Source organism: Neisseria shayeganii 871, assembly GCF_000226875.1.
GTDB classification, from domain to species: domain Bacteria; phylum Pseudomonadota; class Gammaproteobacteria; order Burkholderiales; family Neisseriaceae; genus Eikenella; species Eikenella shayeganii.
In genome coordinates, this window is record NZ_JH164926.1 from 1,980,026 (window position 1) to 1,997,618 (window position 17,593).

A 17,593-nucleotide genomic window follows, 5' to 3' on the forward strand; every position below is an offset into this window, starting at 1 on the left:
TTATCTTGTAATAATGACATCACCAGTAAAACTCTGTCTGAATGTGTCAACAGGACTGAAGTATTGGATGCCATGAGGATCTCGTACAGCAACAACCCTTTTTCCGTTCCTCATAGTTACACCATCTACCACCACAAAATGTGAAAAATCATTTTTTTGAATACGTACGATAACTGACTCTCCACGAGCTGTATAGCGAGCCAAATCATCGACATTTCTCCGTGTAACAGATAAGGCATCAAGACCATTTTGTTTTAGAAGTGTTGCCACGTCATACCCATGAATTCCTCTATTGGAAGGAGGAATCGATTGAATCAAACTACCCACATCAACCGCCTTGCCGTGTTGATTGAGTATCAGAGTAGCGCAATTATGACCACACGTTGGCAAATTACCCTGATAAATAGTCGGTCGGCTCAATGTACCTGCTCTTTCAAGTGCGTCATCCAATAGGGGATGCCGTGCCAGATGTTCTGCCGCCTCCCGAGAGGGAGCCGCATTAATAGCAGATCTTTTCAAAGTGCTATTTACAAGTCCCCGAGCGCCACTGCGCACTCCTGAGCCAACTGCCCCCAAGGCTGGTAAATCATTCAATACACCAACAATGAATCGAGTGCTGCCTTTATCAAAGCTGTCCGCTGCCTCTGCGCTATATCTCCTAGCTGCTGCTAAAAGATCTTGGTGTGAGGCGTGAGGGTAATGTTTTCTCAGTTCCGCAACAACATTGTGAATACCTAAGGAATGAGCCCATTGCCGATTCATGGCATTCAATTCATCGCAGGAACCCCAAGCAGTACAACTGATTTTTGCCCATGTTAGGCGGGTATCTTGAGATTGGCTAAGTGTTTTGGCAGCATCAATCACTCTTTGTTTACAAACCTCATCAGAGCCACACGCTGCATGGGCTTTATCAAACTCTATGAGCTGCTTGGCAGACAACCAATTATTCTCCGCCGCATTCCTGCCCACCACCCCGCCGGTTTGTGCATCGGCCAATACACCGGCTGCAGTGTTATCGCTGTTGCTGTTGCTCACTACGCCGCCCACCACCGCCGCTACGGCGCTGCTCAGGCTGCGGATCTGTTCTTTCTCCCGTTCGGGCAGCAGGTCGGGGCGTTTTGCCGCTTCTTCTCCGTACAGGGTGCGGGTCAGCACCTGGGCGGCGGCTTCTGCGCCGGCGCCGGCTGCGGCTCCTGCTTTGGCGTCGCCGCCGTTGGCATAGGCCAGTGCGGCGCCGAGTATGGCGTGGCTCAGCAGTTGGGCGGCTTGGTTGGGCTGACTGCCGTTTTGCCCGAAGGTGTCGCCGATAACGGTGGCGGCATAGGGGGCGAGGGCATTAGAGGCTACCTGAAGGCCGTTTTGTCCGCCTAAGCTGCCGGTGAGGACGGTGGTGACGGCGTTGAGGGCGCGGCTTTTACCGCCGCCTACGCCCCAGGCGGCCAGGGTGTGTTCGGCTTGTTGTTTGCGTTGCTCGGCGGCGGCGTAGGCGGTGGCATCGCCGCTGTCTTTGGCCTGCTGCATTTCCTGCTCCGCCTGCTGCTTGTGCGCCTCGGCGGCTTTGGCGCGGTTGGCACTATAGGTTTGGGCGGCGCTGTAGATCTCGGCGCTGGCTTGGGCGACGGTGCGTTGGCGGTGGAGGATGCGCTGTAAATCGGGTAAGGCGGCAAGCTGTTCGTTGGCGCCGTCTGCTTGGCTGCGAATGCCGAGTTGGGCGGCGCTGCTTGGCTGCCCGCCGATGCGGATGTTGCCTTCGCTGAGAACGGCGTAGGTGGTGCTTTCGCTGCTGCCCTGTGCGCGTTGCGGCAGGCTGGGGTTGAATTGGGGGCCGTCGCTATAGCCGGCTTCGGGCCGGTAGCTGCCGTCGGGCTGCTTGACGCCGGGGTTGTGGCCGTAGCTACCGGAAATGGTGGCGCTTTGGGCGCTGTAGTGGCTGCGGTTGTGCAGGTTTTCAAAGGTGAGGCGCTGGGTGGTGAGTTCGTTTTGTGCGGCCGGGGCGGTGGAGGTAATGGCTCCGCCTTTGAGGTGCACTTGGCCGGCGTTGATGTGGTAGCCGCCCTCTCCGGCAAACAGGCCGCTTTGTTCGGCAACCCGGCTGCTGCTGCCGTCTGCGCGGGCAGTGCTGTAGTGGCCGCTCGCTTCCCAGGCGGTGCCGAAGGAGATTTGGACGCGGACGCCGCCTTGGCTTTGTTTGCTGTGTTGCTCGCTGTGTTCTTGTAGGCTTTCGATGTGCAGTTTGCCGCCGATGTCGGCGTCGATGCGTTCGGCTTGGGCGCGGGCGCCGGCGAGAATGGTGTCGCGGCGGCTGTTGAGGGTCAGCCGTTCGGCCTGCAGTTCGGTGTGGCCGTGGCTGCGGGCATCAAGGCGGTGTTCGCCTTTGCCGCCGCCGGCTTCGGCGTAGGCGTAAAAGCCGGTTTGGGCGCCTACCGATACGCCGACGCCTACGCTGAGACCGGCATGGCTGTTTTTACCTTCGGCGCGTTCGCGGTGGTGTCCGGCTTCGAGAATAATGTCGCGGGCGGAATCGAGGGTCAGGCTGTCCCCGGCTTTGGCGCGGGTGTTTTGCAGACGGATGTCGCCTTCGCTGCTGCCCAGACGCAGATTGCCGCCTGCGGTCAGGGCGTTGCTTTGGCTGTGTTCGTAGCTTTGCGCTTGTCTGCTGTTGGCGGTTTTGAAGCCGAAGCCGACTTCGGCTTTGAGTAGGGCGCCGTTGCCGGCAACGGTATTGTAGCCTTTGGCGGCGGCGGCCATGCCTTGCAAGGCACGGGTGCGGTCATCCTCCCGGCTCTTGACGGCGCCTTCGGCGGCGTTGATTAGATCAAGAATGGGGGAGGAAATCTTGGCGAAGTTGCCGATTTTGAGGTCGCGTTCGGAGGACAGCCGGCTGCCATGGTTGTGCCCGGTAAGGATGTCGATGTGTTTGGCATCGATTTCGATATCCTTGGCCGCCACCACGTCGGCCACCTGCTGCACGTAGTTTGCGCCGGCGCGTATGCGGACGTTGCCGCCCAAACTGCCGATCTGGCTGCGCACCTGCTCCACTTGCTGTTGTTCGTCGCGCCGGCTGTGCTTCATCCAGCCGTTGAAGTGTTCGGTGTCGGAAATGACGGCGGAGCCGATGCCGCTGCTGATTTCTTGCTCTTGGCTGCGGCTGCGGTTTTGGCTGGACAGCAGACGGACGTCGCCGCCGGCTTGGAGGGTAAGATCTTGTTCAGCAACGGCGCTGCCGCCGATCAGGCTGATGTCGCCGCGTTCGGCCTGCAGAAAGGCCTGTCCGCCGGCAGACAATTGGGTGCCGGTGATGCGGCTGCGCTCGGCGTCGCCCTGCGAATGGTCATTAAAGGTACCGCCGGGGGTGAGGTGGTCGCGGTTATCGATGGAGAAGCCGCTACGCCGGCTGTGGGCCTCTTGGCTGTGTTGATCGGCAGCGTAATCCAAACGGATGTGCTCTTGGGCATTCAGGTAGGCATCACCTTCGGCTCCCAGCTTGGCACCTTGGCTGGTCAGGCTGCCTTGTGTGGCCGCAATATGCAGGTTTTTACCGGCAGTGGCCGAAGTGACGACGGCTTCACTGTGTTGCCGGCTGTTTGCCGATAAGGAACGGCTGGCGCCACCGGTAATGACCAGTGGGGTGGCGGCGGCCATTGAGGCTTTGCTCATGGCACTTTCGTGCTGCATCCATTTACCCACCCAGCTGTCGCTGTAGCCGCCGCTGCCTTTGGTGCGGTCATAGGCGGTTTGGGCCGCAGTATAGGGGTCGTAGGTGATGCCGACGGCAAAACCGGATTGCTTGCTGCGCTGTTCGGTCTCGCGGCTGCCGCTGATATAGGCGGCATTCAGGTTGACCTCGCTGCCTTGCAGCTTGAGATCGCCGCCGGCGGCCAAACGGGCGGCCTGAACATTTAACGCCTGTCCGGCAAGGATGTCGGTATCTCCTCTGACACTGCCTACTTGGGATAAGGTCAAGCTGCTACGCTGTTCGGTTTGTTGCAAGCTGTTGTCGGATTTGCTGTAGCCGACGCTCGCTACACCGTCTTTGAAGCCGCCCGACAAACCGGATCGTTGTTCGCGGTCGTAAGTTCGGCTGGTGAACGTGTTTTCTTCGGCGCGGATATCGATACGTCCGGTGGCGGAAAGCCGGTTTTGTTCGGCAGCGCTCACTTGGCTACCTGAAACCGTCATGTCCCCTCCGGCATGCAGCCGGAGTTTGTCGGCGTGTATGTTGCTGCCAACAGCTGTTTTGGACTCGGTAAAGATTTGGTGGGTATTGCTCTGCTTGCGGCCTCCGCCGGTACGGCCGGTATGCTTGGCGGCGTCATCCACCTGCTCGGTTTGTCGGCCGCTGCCGATAAAGAGGTTCCGCCCTGCTTGCGCCCGTACGGTTTCGCCGCCAATTTCGGCCGCCTCTGCTTTCAAGTCCCGGTCGGCAGACAACAGCAGTTCGCCGCGGGTACGGATGGTGCTGCCGACATCCCGTTGCTGTGCGCGGATGATGCGGTTGTCACTATCAAAGTGATTGCCCTGTAATCGTTCGGTTGAAAGCGTACCGAGGGTGATGTCTTGTTCGGCATGCAGGGTGGTTCGGCCGTTTTCGGATTGATTGCCCAATTCGGAAGCATCCAAATGGATATTGCCTTGAGCGGCAGCCGTCAAGATGCCTTCTTTTTCGGCCGTCAGATAAATACCGGCAAGCCGGTCGATATGGGTCACGCTGCCCTGGGCATTGGTATTGCCGGCCAGTGTACTGCGGCTGGTAATGTCTCCTCCGGCCTTCAATAGCATAGTTTTGCCGGCATCCAATATACCGCCCGTATTATTGATGTCGCCAGCGGTGCGGATATCCAACTGATCGGCGCTGACCCGACCTGAGTTATCCAGCGAGCCGGCATTCAGATAGACGGCCCGCCGGCCGGCAATTGTGCCGCTGTTGCTCAGTGTTTTGGCGATGTTTAATTCGGTTACGTTGCCGCCGAGTAAAGCCCCGCCGCCGTTGACATCGCCCGGGCGCACCCGCAAATAAACTTGCGGCACCCATACTTTTTGGCTGTTGCCGTCGGGCAGGGAAACCGTCTGCTCCACCAACCACACGATATCGCTGGTCAAGCGGGCAACTTGGTCGTCACTGAGCGCAATACCGGGCGTCAGATTAAAGGATTTGGCAGCAGTCAGGCCATTATTCATTAACGCCTTAAACTGTTCCTCATCATTGCGGTAACCGTCTAGAAAACGATGGCCGGTTAGTTTGGCAATCTGCTCCCGCAACAGGCGTTGCTCATAAAAGCCGTCACCCAGCCGTTTCTGTATGTTTTCTTGGTTGATGCCCAACTCACGCAACATGTAGTCACTACCAAGCCATTTCCGGTAGTCGGCAAAACGGGGATCGGTTTCAACCAAATAGTCCGGGGAATTTGGATTCACAATGAAAAAACTGCTGCCCGGCAACCGGATACCGGCCGTATCCACCCGTACCGATACATCTGCTCGATTGACCGCCCGATCGCCAGGCGATGAAGTGGCGGGCAGGGAAGAAGCGAATTCACGATAGGCATGGGAGCCCAGAGACAACTGGCGGACTTGGGGAGCAGGGGTGTAGGCTTGAGCGCTATGCCCGGTACTGTCGCGGCCTTTCCTACGGTGCCGCCAGTAATGGTGCAGGGTTCCTTCATCGCTGACGGTAGTGGTGCCGAATGTTTCTTGCTGATGCAAATTGTCTTGAGCAGTAGAAACCACCAGTTGTCCGCCGGCAATAATCTGGCTGTCGGCATTGTGCAATTCGTCTGCATCAATCTCTAAGCGGCCGCCGGCAATGATTTTGGCCGGAGCGGTTTCTTTTACCTCAGTCTGTTGGATTACCCGCTCGTAGTCGTATTTGTGCCAACGTTCGTGGTCTCTGCCATCCGGGGTATGCAGATGATCGGATTCATCATTATAGACATGCCAGCCCAGCTCAGATTGCGTGCCTTCTTTGAGGCGTTCATTACGCCCTTGCGCTTCGTATTCGATATGCCGCTCGCGGCCGGTTTCGACAAGAGCGGTTACCAAATGCTCGTTGGTATTGCGCACCACTTGCGCAGCAATCCGTCCTTCTCCTGCCGCTTCAATGGTGGCGCTGCGGTTATTGACCTGTTCCGATTTGCCCTGCGCCACATTGTCTGCCGATAAGTTGCCGCCGATAGATAATCGGTCGGCACTGTACAGCACGGCCTGTTCTCGGTTGTTCAAATTGCGGACACCGATATCCAAACGCTCACGCGCCGCCACAACGGCAGCCTGAGTCTTCTGCCCTGCGGCTTCTTCTCGGTTAGTAAGCGTGTCGGCGGAAATTGCCACATGGTTGCCAAAAATTCGGCCCGTGCCGATATTGTCTACCGTTTTTTCGGCGCGAATTTTGGTCAAGCCGTTACTGTTGGCCAACCCTCGGTTACTTAGGGTTTGTATGACCGACAATTCCACAAGATTAAGCGCCTCCAACTGACCAGCCGCGGTATTGTCGATATGAGCGGCATGCATTTGAAGACGGTCGCCTGCCGACAAAGCGGCTGCATTCATTAGCCTCCCTTCGGTAGAAATCGTCAAATTACGCCCGCTTTGCAACGATTCGGCTAATGACAAATCTTGTTTTATTATCAAGCTCAAATCACGCCCGGCGGCCATATTGCCGCTTTTATCTATCCTGTTGGCTTGAATACGGATATCTTGTGCAGACCGTAACCGGCCATTTTGATTGCGTACCGTATCCCCGAAAACCGCCAACCGCTCTGCGGTTTCTACGCTACCGCTCCGATTGTCGAATAGCCGGCTGGAAATATCGGCTTGTACAGCACGAATCGTGCCGTTCTGATTGTTGAATAACTCGCCGTCGGCTGTGAGCTGGTGCAGAGCTAAGGTACCTTGGTTGCTTAAAGTTTTTCTGCTGGTCAGATCGGCTTGGCCGTTCGTTTCAATTTGCCCGTGATTGTCTAAATCTTCAGCAAGAATGCGCCCATTCGCCAATAAGAGAAGTGAGATTGTGCTATTCGGTTGCCGTACCAATTCTCCTGATCCCGCAGCCTGGCCAGGTAAAATACTGCTTCCGTTATTGCCATTGCTATGGCTACCTGAATGCTTGGCATCAGCTTGTATGACACCAATATGGGCATCTTTACGATTAACCAGATTATGGACGTCAATAGACAGGCCCTGTAAACCGGTTTGACTGAGACGTCCCTGGTTTACCAACTCTCGGGCATGGATGTCCAGTCTGGCTGCTTGCATTTGGCCGTTTTGTCGGTTGGTGACGGTGTCTGCATGATGGACAATCATTTGACCGGACGCAGTCAATAAACCTGTGTTAGTGATTTTCCCGGTTTGTAGGAGTAAGTCTTGATGTGCCGATACAGTACCGGAATTTTCCAGTGCATGCGCCTGAACATTGACTTCTGCCGGCACACTATTTTGTGCATTTGAGCGTGGATGTGCCGTAGCAATACTGCCTGTATTTTCCAGCTTGCCGTCTGCAGAAATCTTTACGCCCCCGGCAGTCGCAAAAATTTGTCCCGCATTATTGATCCCTACCCCACGATCGGTACTGACCAATGAAATTTTACCGGCATACATACCGCCTAGCTTACCGGTATCAATTGCGATGGTCCGAGCCGCGGCTTGGTTAGCTATCGGCTGGTAAACTCCTTTGGCAAAAGAATCATAATTACCGGCAGCCACCTCCAAATCGTTGGCCCATATCCCGGCTTGAATTTGACTGGTTTGTGACAAAATGCGGGTATAGTCTGCACCAAATGTATCCAAACCGTTACCCGCAATAGCAATATTACCTTGGCGTACCCGAAACCCCTCTAAACTGGGACCTTGGATAACTGGGGTACCAGTCGTCAACGTCACGCCGGACGCATTGATGAAACCGGCACCATTTACCTGTATCCCAGCCGGATTGGCAACAACTATTTCGGCACGCCGACCAGCCACTTCGATATGGCCATTCAATAGAGAAGGATTGCTGCTATTGACTTGATTAACAATAATTCGCGCCTCTCCCGTAGCCAATAGGGGATTGCCCTGTATCCATCCGGCCAATTGTGTAGGAGCGTTACGCCTGCTGTTATTAAGTACAGCACCGCGGCTGTCAACGTCAAAGCGGCGGTACTCGTTAACCGATACACCACCGGCAGATGGTGTTTGAATATTGATCTGAGGTAATCCGTTACCAGTTCGTAGAATAATTGCCTGGCGGGCTGCCGATGTGGTTTTATCCGCCTCTATGCCGCCGGCTGATGCCGGAGCAACGGGCACAGTAATGGATAAAGTTGCCACAAAGAGGGAGAATGCCAATAACGAACAGGTAAATCCATGGCCTGCTTGATCGCTTATGCCGGCTGCTCCGATACTGGAATCTCCTATACTTTTTCCGTCTCTCTTCGTGTTTTCAGCAACAACGACGAGACTGTTACGTTTCTTGTTGAAAATAACTTTGTATAGATTCTTATTCATAGGAGCTCTGCCGTAAAAATCAGACCAGTAAACTTAATAAGTTGAAGCAGATTAACCCTAAATTATGAAATTAAGTGTTTTTCTGCCTTCATCCTTACAACATACCAAATTATCTCAAATTATCGCCTCAGACCCCATAGTTTTTCAGTTCTAACAACAAGCGGCCCTAAAAGCAAACAGGCCTAAGCTTTTGCTTAGGCCTGCAATATCTGGTGGGTCGTGAAGGATTCGAACCTTCGACCAACGGATTAAAAGTCCGCTGCTCTACCGACTGAGCTAACGACCCTTTTTGGCTCCCCGACCTGGGCTCGAACCAGGGACCTGCGGATTAACAGTCCGTCGCTCTACCGACTGAGCTATCGGGGAAAGGAAGCGCGCATTATAGGTTTAGTTTTCCAGCCTGTCAAACCATCCGGGCAGATTTTTCTGATATTTCTAATAAGTGCTTCATATTAAAAATAAGATAAGCCAATCGGCGCTTATTTTTGCAGCTTCGCTTTGCGCTCAGCCAGCCAATGTTCCAAATAATGAATGCTCACGCCGCCTTGGGCGAAGCCTTCGTCACGGAACAAATCGGCATGCAGATCGGCATTGGTTTTGATGCCGCTGATGGTCAGTTCGGAAATGGCCACCCGCATTTTGGCCATCGCCTGCTCGCGGGTTTTGCCGTACACGCAGATCTTGCCGATCAGGCTGTCGTAATTTGGCGGAATGCGGTAGCCCTGATAAATGTGGCTGTCCACCCGCACGCCGAAGCCGCCGGGCAAGTGGCAGCTGGTGATGCAGCCGGGGCTGGGAATAAAGGTGTAAGGGTCTTCTGCATTGATGCGGCACTCGAAAGCGTGACCTTCGATCACGATGTCTGCCTGCGTATATTGCAGCGGCAAACCGGCGGCAATGCGGATCTGCTCCTGCACAATGTCCACGCCGGTCACCAGCTCGGTCACCGGATGCTCCACTTGTACGCGGGTGTTCATCTCGATAAAGAAGAATTCGCCGTCTTCATAAAGAAACTCAAATGTGCCGGCCCCACGATAGCCGATGCGTTTACAGGCCTCGACACAGGCTTGGCCGATTTTGTCGCGCTCTTGGGCGGTGATGCCGGGAGCCGGCGCTTCTTCAATCACTTTCTGGTGGCGGCGCTGCAAAGAACAGTCGCGCTCACCCAGATAAATGGCGTTGCCGTGTTCATCGGCCAGCACTTGAATTTCTACGTGGCGCGGCCGTTGCAGATAACGCTCCATATACACCATCGGATTGCCGAAGGCAGCATCGGCTTCGGTGCGGGTCATTTCCACCGATTTGAGCAGGTCTTCGCGCCGCTCTACCACGCGCATACCGCGACCGCCGCCGCCACCGGAGGCCTTGATGATGACCGGGAAGCCCACTTTATCCGCAATCTGGAGAATGGTTTCGGGATCCTCCGGCAAGGCGCCGTCAGAACCGGGCACGCAAGGCACGCCGGCTTCCAACATGGCGATTTTGGCCGACACTTTGTCACCCATCATGCGGATGGTATGGGCGCGCGGACCGATAAACACAAAGCCGGATTGCTCCACCTGCTCGGCAAACCGATCATTCTCGGCCAAAAAGCCGTAGCCGGGATGAATCGCATCGGCTCCGGTCACCTCGGCGGCGGCAATAATGGCAGGGATATTCAGGTAGCTTTGCGGCGAAGGCGCCGGGCCGATGCAGACGGATTCATCAGCCAGCTTCACATGCAGGCTGTCTTTATCTGCTTCGGAATGCACCGCCACGGTGGCGATGCCCATTTCACGGCAGGCGCGCAGTACGCGCAAGGCGATTTCGCCGCGGTTGGCGATGAGGACTTTTTTCAACATATCGTTTTCCTAACAGGGAAAATATTTTGCAGGCTACCTGAAAACCGAAGATTTCTGCGGAGCGAAAACCGCGCTTACCCAACAGCCAACAGAAGCTCGGCACATTTCACCCACAACGCGGCATCTTGAGCGGGACGGGAAAAGCCTTATGCGGGTTCGGCATCAACCGTTTGCGCCGACAGGCTATGGCTTTACCTAATCAATTCAATTACGTTGCGAAACTCTTCCATGGCTTCGGGGGATTTGAGCATTTCCTCAAAGGCGTCGCCGACTGCGCACGAGCCCGGTTGCAGATGGATGATTTCACGCACGGCGAATTGTTTGACGCCCCAGCTGCTGGTCGGATGGGGATCGCGGACGGATGCGGCGGCATTGTCGGTTTCGGATTGCTCATACTGCGGTTCTCCGAGAAGCCGTGCAACGAAGCGGGCATGGGGGCTGTCGCCGGAGACGGGCGGGTAACGCTTGATGTATTGCCGTACGGTTGCTTCGTCGGAGGCATGGCCAAATGTTGCCGGCCAAGCGGCGGTCAAGTCGGCACATGGTGATACAACCACGCGCCCGTCGCGCATTTGCACCATCACGTTATAGAGATCATCCATGGCCGCCGCCGTCTGTACGGTCAGCAGGCAGCTTGCCACAAGCAGCCAACGTTTCATCGACACAAGCCTTTATTCGATAATGAACAAGGGCTCGCCGTATTCGACCGGCTGGCCGTTTTCCACCAAAATTTCTTTTACTACGCCGGATTTTTCGGCTTCGATTTCGTTCATCAATTTCATGGCCTCAATAATGCACAGGGTATCGCCGGCATTCACGGTTTGGCCGACCTCCACGAAAGCCGGCGCATTCGGGCCGGGAGCTCGGTAGAAAGTGCCCACCATGGGGGACTTTTGGGCATGACCCAAATCACGGGCGGCGGGAGCGGCCTCGACAGGCGCCGCGGTAACGGCGGCGGGCGCGGCGGCAAGCGGAGCGGCGGCTGTTACCGCCGGCGCGGCCGGCGCATAAGCGGCTTGAGGCGCAGCCAAGGAGCGGGTAATACGCACTTTCTCCTCACCTTCGGTCACTTCGATTTCGGCAATGCCGGACTCCTCCACCAAGTCGATCAGTTTTTTCAGTTTGCGTAAATCCATGATGTTGATCCTTTGTTCGGAAATAAGGGGCCGGCCGCAATTTAGCGGCGGCTTAGATATTCGATGGCGAAGTCGGCGGCGGCATGATAGCCGTGTACGCCCAAGCCGCAAATCACACCTTGCGCCAAATCCGACAAATAAGAGTGGTGGCGGAAGGGCTCGCGGGCATGCACATTAGACAAGTGGACTTCGATAAAAGGTTTGCCGGCGGCGGCCAAGGCATCGCGCAGGGCGATACTGGTATGCGTGAAAGCGGCGGGATTGATGATGATGAAAGCGGTGCGGTCACCCAAAGCAGCCTGCACACGCTCGATTAAGATGTGTTCGGCATTGCTTTGCAACGCCTCGAAAGCCAGACCGGCAGCTTCCGCGCGTTGCCGTAGGGATTGGTTGATTTCCGCCAGCGTGGTGCGGCCGTAAATTTCCGGTTCGCGCTGGCCCAACAAGTTCAGATTGGGACCGTGCAAAACAAGCAGGGTGGGCTTCATAAGGGAAAACTGCCTCGCCAAGCAAGACAGCGCCAAAAATGGAAAATGGGATTTTCAGCGAATTTCGGCGAAATGTCCAGCTTTGTCGCCGAAATTCGCTGAAAATTAAAAACGACCACCCACTCAAACGGCGGATGGCCAATCAAAATACTGAAGAGCAATCGTTCTAAACAGAAGTTTAGCGAAAATGTAGGAATGTGTAAAGGTTTCAGGCTACCTGAAAATCTTTCAGGTAGCCTGATTGTACTTATTGCTGGCGCTCGGCATCCGCTTTACGCAGAATTACATACAGCTGATCCTTCAAAAACAGTTTTTTCTTTTTCAATTCTTCGATTTCATCCAAACCGCTGGTTACCGGGTTGTTTTCAAGGCCGGTGATTTTGTCGTCCAGCTCGTTGTGTTCGTTAAACAGGCGGGCGAAGTGGTTGTCGGTTTGTTTCAGTTCGCTGATCAAATCGCGATATTCGGGAAACATGATGGTCCTTTCTCAGGTCTGGTTTCAATACACAGGAATAACGTGGGGATACTATCACACCGCCCTGAAAAAAACGAGTTGGCCTGCTATCATGCGCCCTGCCCTAAGGCTACCTGAAAGCATAGTGTGATGAATCTTCTGCAAACCTTTTTTCTGTTTGTGCTGACTGCGCTGGCCGAAATCGTCGGCTGTTGGCTGCCCTATCTGTGGCTGAACAAGCAGTTCCCCGCCTGGGTACTGCTGCCGGCCGCCGCGAGTCTGGCCCTATTCGCCTGGTTGCTGAGCCTGCACCCCACGGAAGCCGGACGTACTTATGCGGCATACGGCGGAGTCTATATCGGCAGCGCCATGGTTTGGCTGTGGCTGGTAGAAGGCGTGCGGCCGCAATGGAGCGACTACTTGGGCGCGGCGCTCTGCCTGTGCGGCGCAGCAGTCATCCTGTTGGGCGCAAGCAAAACCGTTTAATAGCATGACCAAGCTACCTGAATTGACCACGCGGCATGGTAGAATCCACGCCGTTTTCCGTATTTCTACCCATTGGAATCCCATGCAAAACTATTCTTTTCCCGACGAGCGCGGCTTTTTCGGCGAACACGGCGGCGCTTATGTTTCCGAAACCCTGATTCCCGCCCTGCAAGAATTGGCCCAAGCCTACCGAGAAGCCAAAAACGATCCCGCATTTTGGGCCGCCTTCCGCCACGATTTGAAACACTACGTCGGCCGCCCCAGCCCGGTTTACCATGCCGCACGCTTGAGCGAACAACTCGGCGGCGCACAAATCTGGCTCAAGCGGGAAGACCTCAACCACACCGGCGCGCATAAAGTGAACAACACCATCGGTCAGGCCCTGTTGGCCAAGCGTATGGGTAAAAAGCGCGTGATTGCCGAAACCGGCGCCGGCCAGCACGGCGTGGCCAGCGCCACCGTGGCCGCACGTTTCGGCATGGAGTGCCACGTTTATATGGGCGCGGACGACATCCAACGCCAAGCGCCGAATGTATTCCGCATGAAGCTGTTGGGCGCCAACGTAGTGGGCGTGGACAGCGGCAGCCGCACCTTGAAAGACGCCATGAACGAAGCCATGCGCGAGTGGGTGGCACGAGTGGACGACACCTTCTACATCATCGGCACCGCCGCCGGCCCCGCACCTTACCCAGAAATGGTGCGCGACTTCCAATGCGTGATCGGCAACGAAGCCAAGGAGCAGATGCTGGAAGCCATCGGCCGCCAGCCCGACGTGGCCGTGGCCTGTGTGGGTGGCGGCTCCAATGCCATCGGTTTGTTCTTCCCCTATATCGACGAAAAAAACGTGCGCCTGGTCGGCGTGGAAGCAGGCGGCAAAGGCGTGGAGACAGACGAGCACGCCGCACCAATTAGCAGCAACGCCCCGATCGGCGTCTTGCACGGTTTCCGCAGCTACCTGATGCAGGACGAACACGGCCAAGTAGTCGGCACCCATTCCGTCTCCGCCGGTTTGGACTACCCGGGCATCGGCCCCGAACACAGCCACCTGGCCGATCTCGGCCGCGTCGAATACCAGGCCGCCAACGACGATGCCGCGCTGGAAGCCTTTGATTTGCTGTGCCGATACGAAGGCATCATCCCCGCGCTGGAAAGCAGCCACGCGTTGGCGTGGGCGGTGGCCGAAGCGCCGAAAATGGGCAAAGACCAAGTGATCTTGGTGAATTTGTCCGGCCGCGGCGACAAAGACATCAACACGGTAGCAAAGCTAAAAGGAATTGAATTGTAAAAGAAACAGCATTTCAGGTAGCCTACAAGGGCTACCTGAAAATATATGCTGAGACCTTTGCAAAACCTCCAGATGTGGATGCAGTTCAAGGCGTAGCAGCGCAGTGAGTGTGAACGCCAGGAATCCCCGTGGGACAGACATATCATCTAGATAGGCAAGCGAGCGAGCAGCACACAACGCAGAAATGCGCCGCAGGTAGGGGTTTTGCAAAGGTCTCAGGCTTCCAAATAAGAGGGCTCTGATGCCTGGCTACCTGAAAACAAAGCATCACAGCTCCAACCCACCAAAACAAACCGCACAGCCGATTTCAATCAGCTGTGCGGTTTGTCTGTAAGAAGCAGTAAGCGATCGGTTTAATCCACCAACAGCACTTCTACCCTGCGGGCTTCGGCATCGCTGCCGCTACCTTGCGCCACTTCAGGCTTGCGCAACTCAATGCTTTCTTGCGGCACGCCCAAAGCCAACAACGCGTTTTGTACCGCAATGGCGCGGTTTTTCGATACTTCTGCGTTCACTTCGGCATTACCGGTGTGGTCATGATAGCCGGAAATCACCGCACGACGGCCGTGCTTCACGCCGTCCACCACAACAGCCAGTACCTCTTCGGCATTCGGTGCCAGATTGCTGCTGCCGGTGGCGAAGTAGAATTTCACAATGCCGTTTTCCACCAAGGCATAATCGCCGGTTTGCGGCACCATGTTCACCTGGCCATTTTCCACTTGGGCGCGGCTGGGCACTTGTGCCTCAGGCTGACCGAAACCCAAGTCGCCATTTTTGTGCGCCTCCCACAAAGCCAAGGTCAGCACGCCGGCTACCACCAAGCCCACCAACACACCCAGCCAAGTCAGCAGACGGCGCAGTTTTTTATCTTCTTCATCTTGTGAAGCCATGTTGCGAATCCTCTGTTACTCATAAAAAAACGGCGGAATCTTAACATAAAAGCCCGGCCGGCGGTGGGTTTTGTTTCCCACCCAAACCAAGTAAAATGCCGGCCTTATTTATTTCCCAAATTCATTGTTTTCCCACCATGCTCACCTTCCAACAAATTATCTTCACATTGCAAAACTTTTGGGCCGAACGCGGCTGCACCATCATCCAACCTTTCGACATGGAAGTCGGCGCCGGCACCAGCCATCCCGCCACCTGTCTGCGCGCACTCGGCCCCGAGCCGTGGTATGCCGCTTATGTCCAACCCAGCCGCCGCCCCAAAGACGGCCGCTACGGCGACAACCCCAACCGCCTGCAACACTATTACCAATTTCAGGTGGCCTTAAAACCCGCCCCTGCCGACATTCAGGAACAATACCTTGATTCACTGCGCGAACTGGGCATCGACCCTCAAGTTCACGATATCCGCTTTGTCGAAGACGACTGGGAAAACCCCACCCTCGGCGCTTGGGGTTTGGGCTGGGAAGTATGGCTCAACGGCATGGAAGTCACCCAATTTACCTATTTCCAACAAGTCGGCGGCATCGACTGCACGCCTGTTTTGGGCGAAATCACCTACGGCATCGAACGCCTGGCCATGTATCTGCAAGGCGTAGAAAACGTATATGACTTGGTCTGGTCGAAAACCCCCGACGGCCAAACCGTTACCTACGGCGACGTGTACCACCAAAACGAAGTGGAACAATCCACCTACAACTTTGAATATTCCGATGCCGAATGGCTGTTGAAGCAATTTAACGACTACGAAGCCCAAGCCAAACGCCTGCTGGAAGTAGAAGACACTTCACTCGCCCTGCCCGCTTACGAACTGGTGCTCAAAGCCGGCCACACCTTCAACCTGCTCGATGCGCGCGGCGCCATTTCCGTTACCGAACGCGCCACCTATATCGGCCGCATCCGCACCTTAAGCCGGATTGTGGCGCAGAAGTTTGTGGAGAGCCGGGAGAAGTTGGGTTTTCCGTTGATGAAGCATCAGGCTACCTGAAAAACACCGACGCGGGCACGGCCATGAGCTTCCACGCGCAGCAAGCCAAGTTTAAGCGCCTGTTTCAGGAAAGCGCCGCTTGGCGTCTGCTGCGTGCCGACAATGCGCCCTATATCCTGGCCTTTGTAGCCGAATTGTTTGCCGAGAGCAGCGAAGTGCCGTACAGCCGGGCGCGGGTATTGCTGGACAGCGAAATCGAGCGCAGCCGCGATTTGGGCGTGTGGCAGACCGAAACGGCGGCGCTGAGTTATTTGAATCTGTGGATTAAAAACGGCTGGCTGCGCGAGATGGACGGTTTGCTGAGCAAGACCGACGCCATGGAAACCGCCCTGCGTTTTGCCCACGGCTTGGACGAGCGCAGCACCGGCGCCACCGCCTCACATTTGCGTATTGTGCAGGATGCGGTGCGCGATTTTGCCGTTTCCGTGAGCCGCGACCAGCCCGCACGCCTGGCCATGCTGCAACAAAAGCAGGCGGAAACCCAGGCCGAAATCGACCGGGTTAAGGCTGGGCTGTGGGATGCCCTGGATGAAAACCAGCAGCGCGAGCGCATCCGCGAAATCCACCAGCTGTCCATGCAGCTCACCGGCGACTTCCGTTATTTTGAAGACGAAATCCGCCGTCTCGACAAAACCCTGCGTGTGCAGATGATGGGTCATGAGGCCACGCGCGGCGAAGTTTTGCAGCAGCTGATGGCGCAGGAAGACCTGCTGGCGCAAACCGAGGCGGGCAGCGCGTTTAACGGCTTTTTCGAGCTTTTGGGCGATGTCAACCGTGCCACCGAGTTTCGCGCGCAATTGCGCACCGTGCTGGAGAGCGGCGCGGTGCAATATTTGTCGCACAAGCAGCAGCATGATTTGCAGCGCCTGGTGCCCACGCTGGTCACCGAGAGCGAGCGTGTGTTCCGTATCCGCCGCCGTACCGAGCAGGAATTGCGCAGCTATATCGAAAGCGGTGCGGCGCAGGAAGAGGGGGTCATCCGCCAGCTCATCGGCCGCCTGGAGCAAAGCGCCATGCAGTTGTTGGAAGATGGGGTGGATTTGAATACGGCCACCGGCCTGTCCTTGCCTACCGGCGCACTGTATTTTGCTTCCCCCGAGCGCTTGCGCCTGAGGCATCCGGACGATGATTTTCAGGCAGCGGATACCCAAGAGCACGCCAACAGCCGTCAGGCAGGCAGTGCGGTTTTGGCCAGTTTGGAAACCGTACGCACGAAGCAATTGGCGCACGAGATGCGGCACATCCTGCAACAGCACGGTCCTCTGACCTTGGCGGGCATTGCGGAATATGCGCCTTTGCGCATGGGGGTGGAAGAGCTGGTGGCCCGTTTCCGCGTTGCCCGTGCCGTGGGCGCGGCCGAACTGCCCGATCGGGAAAGCCTGTGGGTGCGGGACCGCCACGGCCAACTCATCCGTGCCCGTCTGCCCGTCTTATTGCTCAACGCCAAGCTGTTTCCCGACAATATCGACACACTGTCCCTATAGAAACC

Annotated in this window: 11 protein-coding genes and 2 tRNA genes; 4 read left to right on the forward strand and 9 right to left on the reverse strand. The window is 56.1% G+C overall.

Annotated features, from left to right (window positions below):
* The 8 genes from HMPREF9371_RS09220 to HMPREF9371_RS09255 all read right to left on the reverse strand — a co-directional run bounded on the left by HMPREF9371_RS09220 (position 1) and on the right by HMPREF9371_RS09255 (position 12,421).
* Positions 1–8,481, reverse strand: a complete 8,481-nt coding sequence (locus HMPREF9371_RS09220; RefSeq protein WP_009119812.1) for a hemagglutinin repeat-containing protein — start codon at positions 8,479–8,481, stop codon at positions 1–3.
* Positions 8,482–8,691: 210 nt separating this feature from the next.
* Positions 8,692–8,767: transfer RNA gene (locus HMPREF9371_RS09225), tRNA-Lys, on the reverse strand.
* 4 nt (positions 8,768–8,771) lie between these two features.
* Positions 8,772–8,847 (reverse strand) — tRNA-Asn (locus HMPREF9371_RS09230).
* 113 nt (positions 8,848–8,960) lie between these two features.
* On the reverse strand, positions 8,961–10,322 hold the full coding sequence (gene accC, locus HMPREF9371_RS09235; protein WP_009119813.1) for an acetyl-CoA carboxylase biotin carboxylase subunit: 1,362 nt from the start codon (positions 10,320–10,322) through the stop codon (positions 8,961–8,963).
* Positions 10,323–10,513: 191 nt separating this feature from the next.
* On the reverse strand, positions 10,514–10,981 hold the full coding sequence (locus HMPREF9371_RS09240; protein ID WP_009119814.1) for a hypothetical protein: 468 nt from the start codon (positions 10,979–10,981) through the stop codon (positions 10,514–10,516).
* Positions 10,982–10,993: 12 nt separating this feature from the next.
* Positions 10,994–11,458: an acetyl-CoA carboxylase biotin carboxyl carrier protein gene (gene accB / locus HMPREF9371_RS09245; protein WP_009119815.1), complete on the reverse strand. Its 465-nt coding sequence runs from the start codon at positions 11,456–11,458 to the stop codon at positions 10,994–10,996.
* Positions 11,459–11,499: 41 nt separating this feature from the next.
* Positions 11,500–11,946: a type II 3-dehydroquinate dehydratase gene (aroQ, locus tag HMPREF9371_RS09250; protein ID WP_009119816.1), complete on the reverse strand. Its 447-nt coding sequence runs from the start codon at positions 11,944–11,946 to the stop codon at positions 11,500–11,502.
* Between the two features lie 247 nt (positions 11,947–12,193).
* Positions 12,194–12,421, reverse strand: a complete 228-nt coding sequence (locus tag HMPREF9371_RS09255; RefSeq protein ID WP_009119818.1) for a YdcH family protein — start codon at positions 12,419–12,421, stop codon at positions 12,194–12,196.
* Positions 12,422–12,550: 129 nt separating this feature from the next.
* Between HMPREF9371_RS09255 and HMPREF9371_RS09260 the strand changes: the two genes are divergently transcribed.
* A complete protein-coding gene (locus HMPREF9371_RS09260) occupies positions 12,551–12,886 on the forward strand; it encodes a YnfA family protein (RefSeq protein WP_009119819.1) in 336 nt (111 codons plus the stop codon).
* A gap of 82 nt (positions 12,887–12,968) precedes the next feature.
* A complete protein-coding gene (gene trpB / locus HMPREF9371_RS09265; protein ID WP_040660451.1) occupies positions 12,969–14,171 on the forward strand; it encodes a tryptophan synthase subunit beta in 1,203 nt (400 codons plus the stop codon).
* A 353-nt stretch (positions 14,172–14,524) separates the two neighbouring features.
* On the opposite strand, the gene HMPREF9371_RS09270 is transcribed toward trpB, so the two are convergent.
* Positions 14,525–15,061 carry an OmpA family protein gene (locus HMPREF9371_RS09270; protein WP_009119822.1) on the reverse strand — a complete coding sequence of 179 codons (537 nt, stop codon included), beginning with the start codon at positions 15,059–15,061 and terminating at the stop codon, positions 14,525–14,527.
* A gap of 137 nt (positions 15,062–15,198) precedes the next feature.
* Here HMPREF9371_RS09270 and glyQ point away from each other — a divergent pair, with 137 nt between their 5' ends.
* Both glyQ and HMPREF9371_RS09280 read left to right on the forward strand, forming a co-directional pair.
* The gene (gene glyQ / locus HMPREF9371_RS09275) at positions 15,199–16,104 is read left to right on the forward strand and encodes a glycine--tRNA ligase subunit alpha (RefSeq protein ID WP_040661066.1); all 906 of its coding nucleotides are present in this window, start codon (positions 15,199–15,201) and stop codon (positions 16,102–16,104) included.
* Positions 16,105–16,127: 23 nt separating this feature from the next.
* Complete coding sequence (locus HMPREF9371_RS09280; RefSeq protein ID WP_009119824.1) at positions 16,128–17,588, forward strand: DUF3375 domain-containing protein; 1,461 nt, start codon at positions 16,128–16,130, stop codon at positions 17,586–17,588.
* The last annotated feature ends 5 nt before the right edge of the window (positions 17,589–17,593 follow it).

Bases quoted from the DNA above. Each gene is read 5' to 3' on its own strand.
- HMPREF9371_RS09220 (WP_009119812.1), bottom strand. From the start codon at position 8,481: ATGAATAAGAATCTATACAAAGTTATTTTCAACAAGAAACGTAACAGT.
- accC (WP_009119813.1), bottom strand. From the start codon at position 10,322: ATGTTGAAAAAAGTCCTCATCGCCAACCGCGGCGAAATCGCCTTGCGC.
- HMPREF9371_RS09240 (WP_009119814.1), bottom strand. From the start codon at position 10,981: ATGAAACGTTGGCTGCTTGTGGCAAGCTGCCTGCTGACCGTACAGACG.
- accB (WP_009119815.1), bottom strand. From the start codon at position 11,458: ATGGATTTACGCAAACTGAAAAAACTGATCGACTTGGTGGAGGAGTCC.
- aroQ (WP_009119816.1), bottom strand. From the start codon at position 11,946: ATGAAGCCCACCCTGCTTGTTTTGCACGGTCCCAATCTGAACTTGTTG.
- HMPREF9371_RS09255 (WP_009119818.1), bottom strand. From the start codon at position 12,421: ATGTTTCCCGAATATCGCGATTTGATCAGCGAACTGAAACAAACCGAC.
- HMPREF9371_RS09260 (WP_009119819.1), top strand. From the start codon at position 12,551: ATGAATCTTCTGCAAACCTTTTTTCTGTTTGTGCTGACTGCGCTGGCC.
- trpB (WP_040660451.1), top strand. From the start codon at position 12,969: ATGCAAAACTATTCTTTTCCCGACGAGCGCGGCTTTTTCGGCGAACAC.
- HMPREF9371_RS09270 (WP_009119822.1), bottom strand. From the start codon at position 15,061: ATGGCTTCACAAGATGAAGAAGATAAAAAACTGCGCCGTCTGCTGACT.
- glyQ (WP_040661066.1), top strand. From the start codon at position 15,199: ATGCTCACCTTCCAACAAATTATCTTCACATTGCAAAACTTTTGGGCC.
- HMPREF9371_RS09280 (WP_009119824.1), top strand. From the start codon at position 16,128: ATGAGCTTCCACGCGCAGCAAGCCAAGTTTAAGCGCCTGTTTCAGGAA.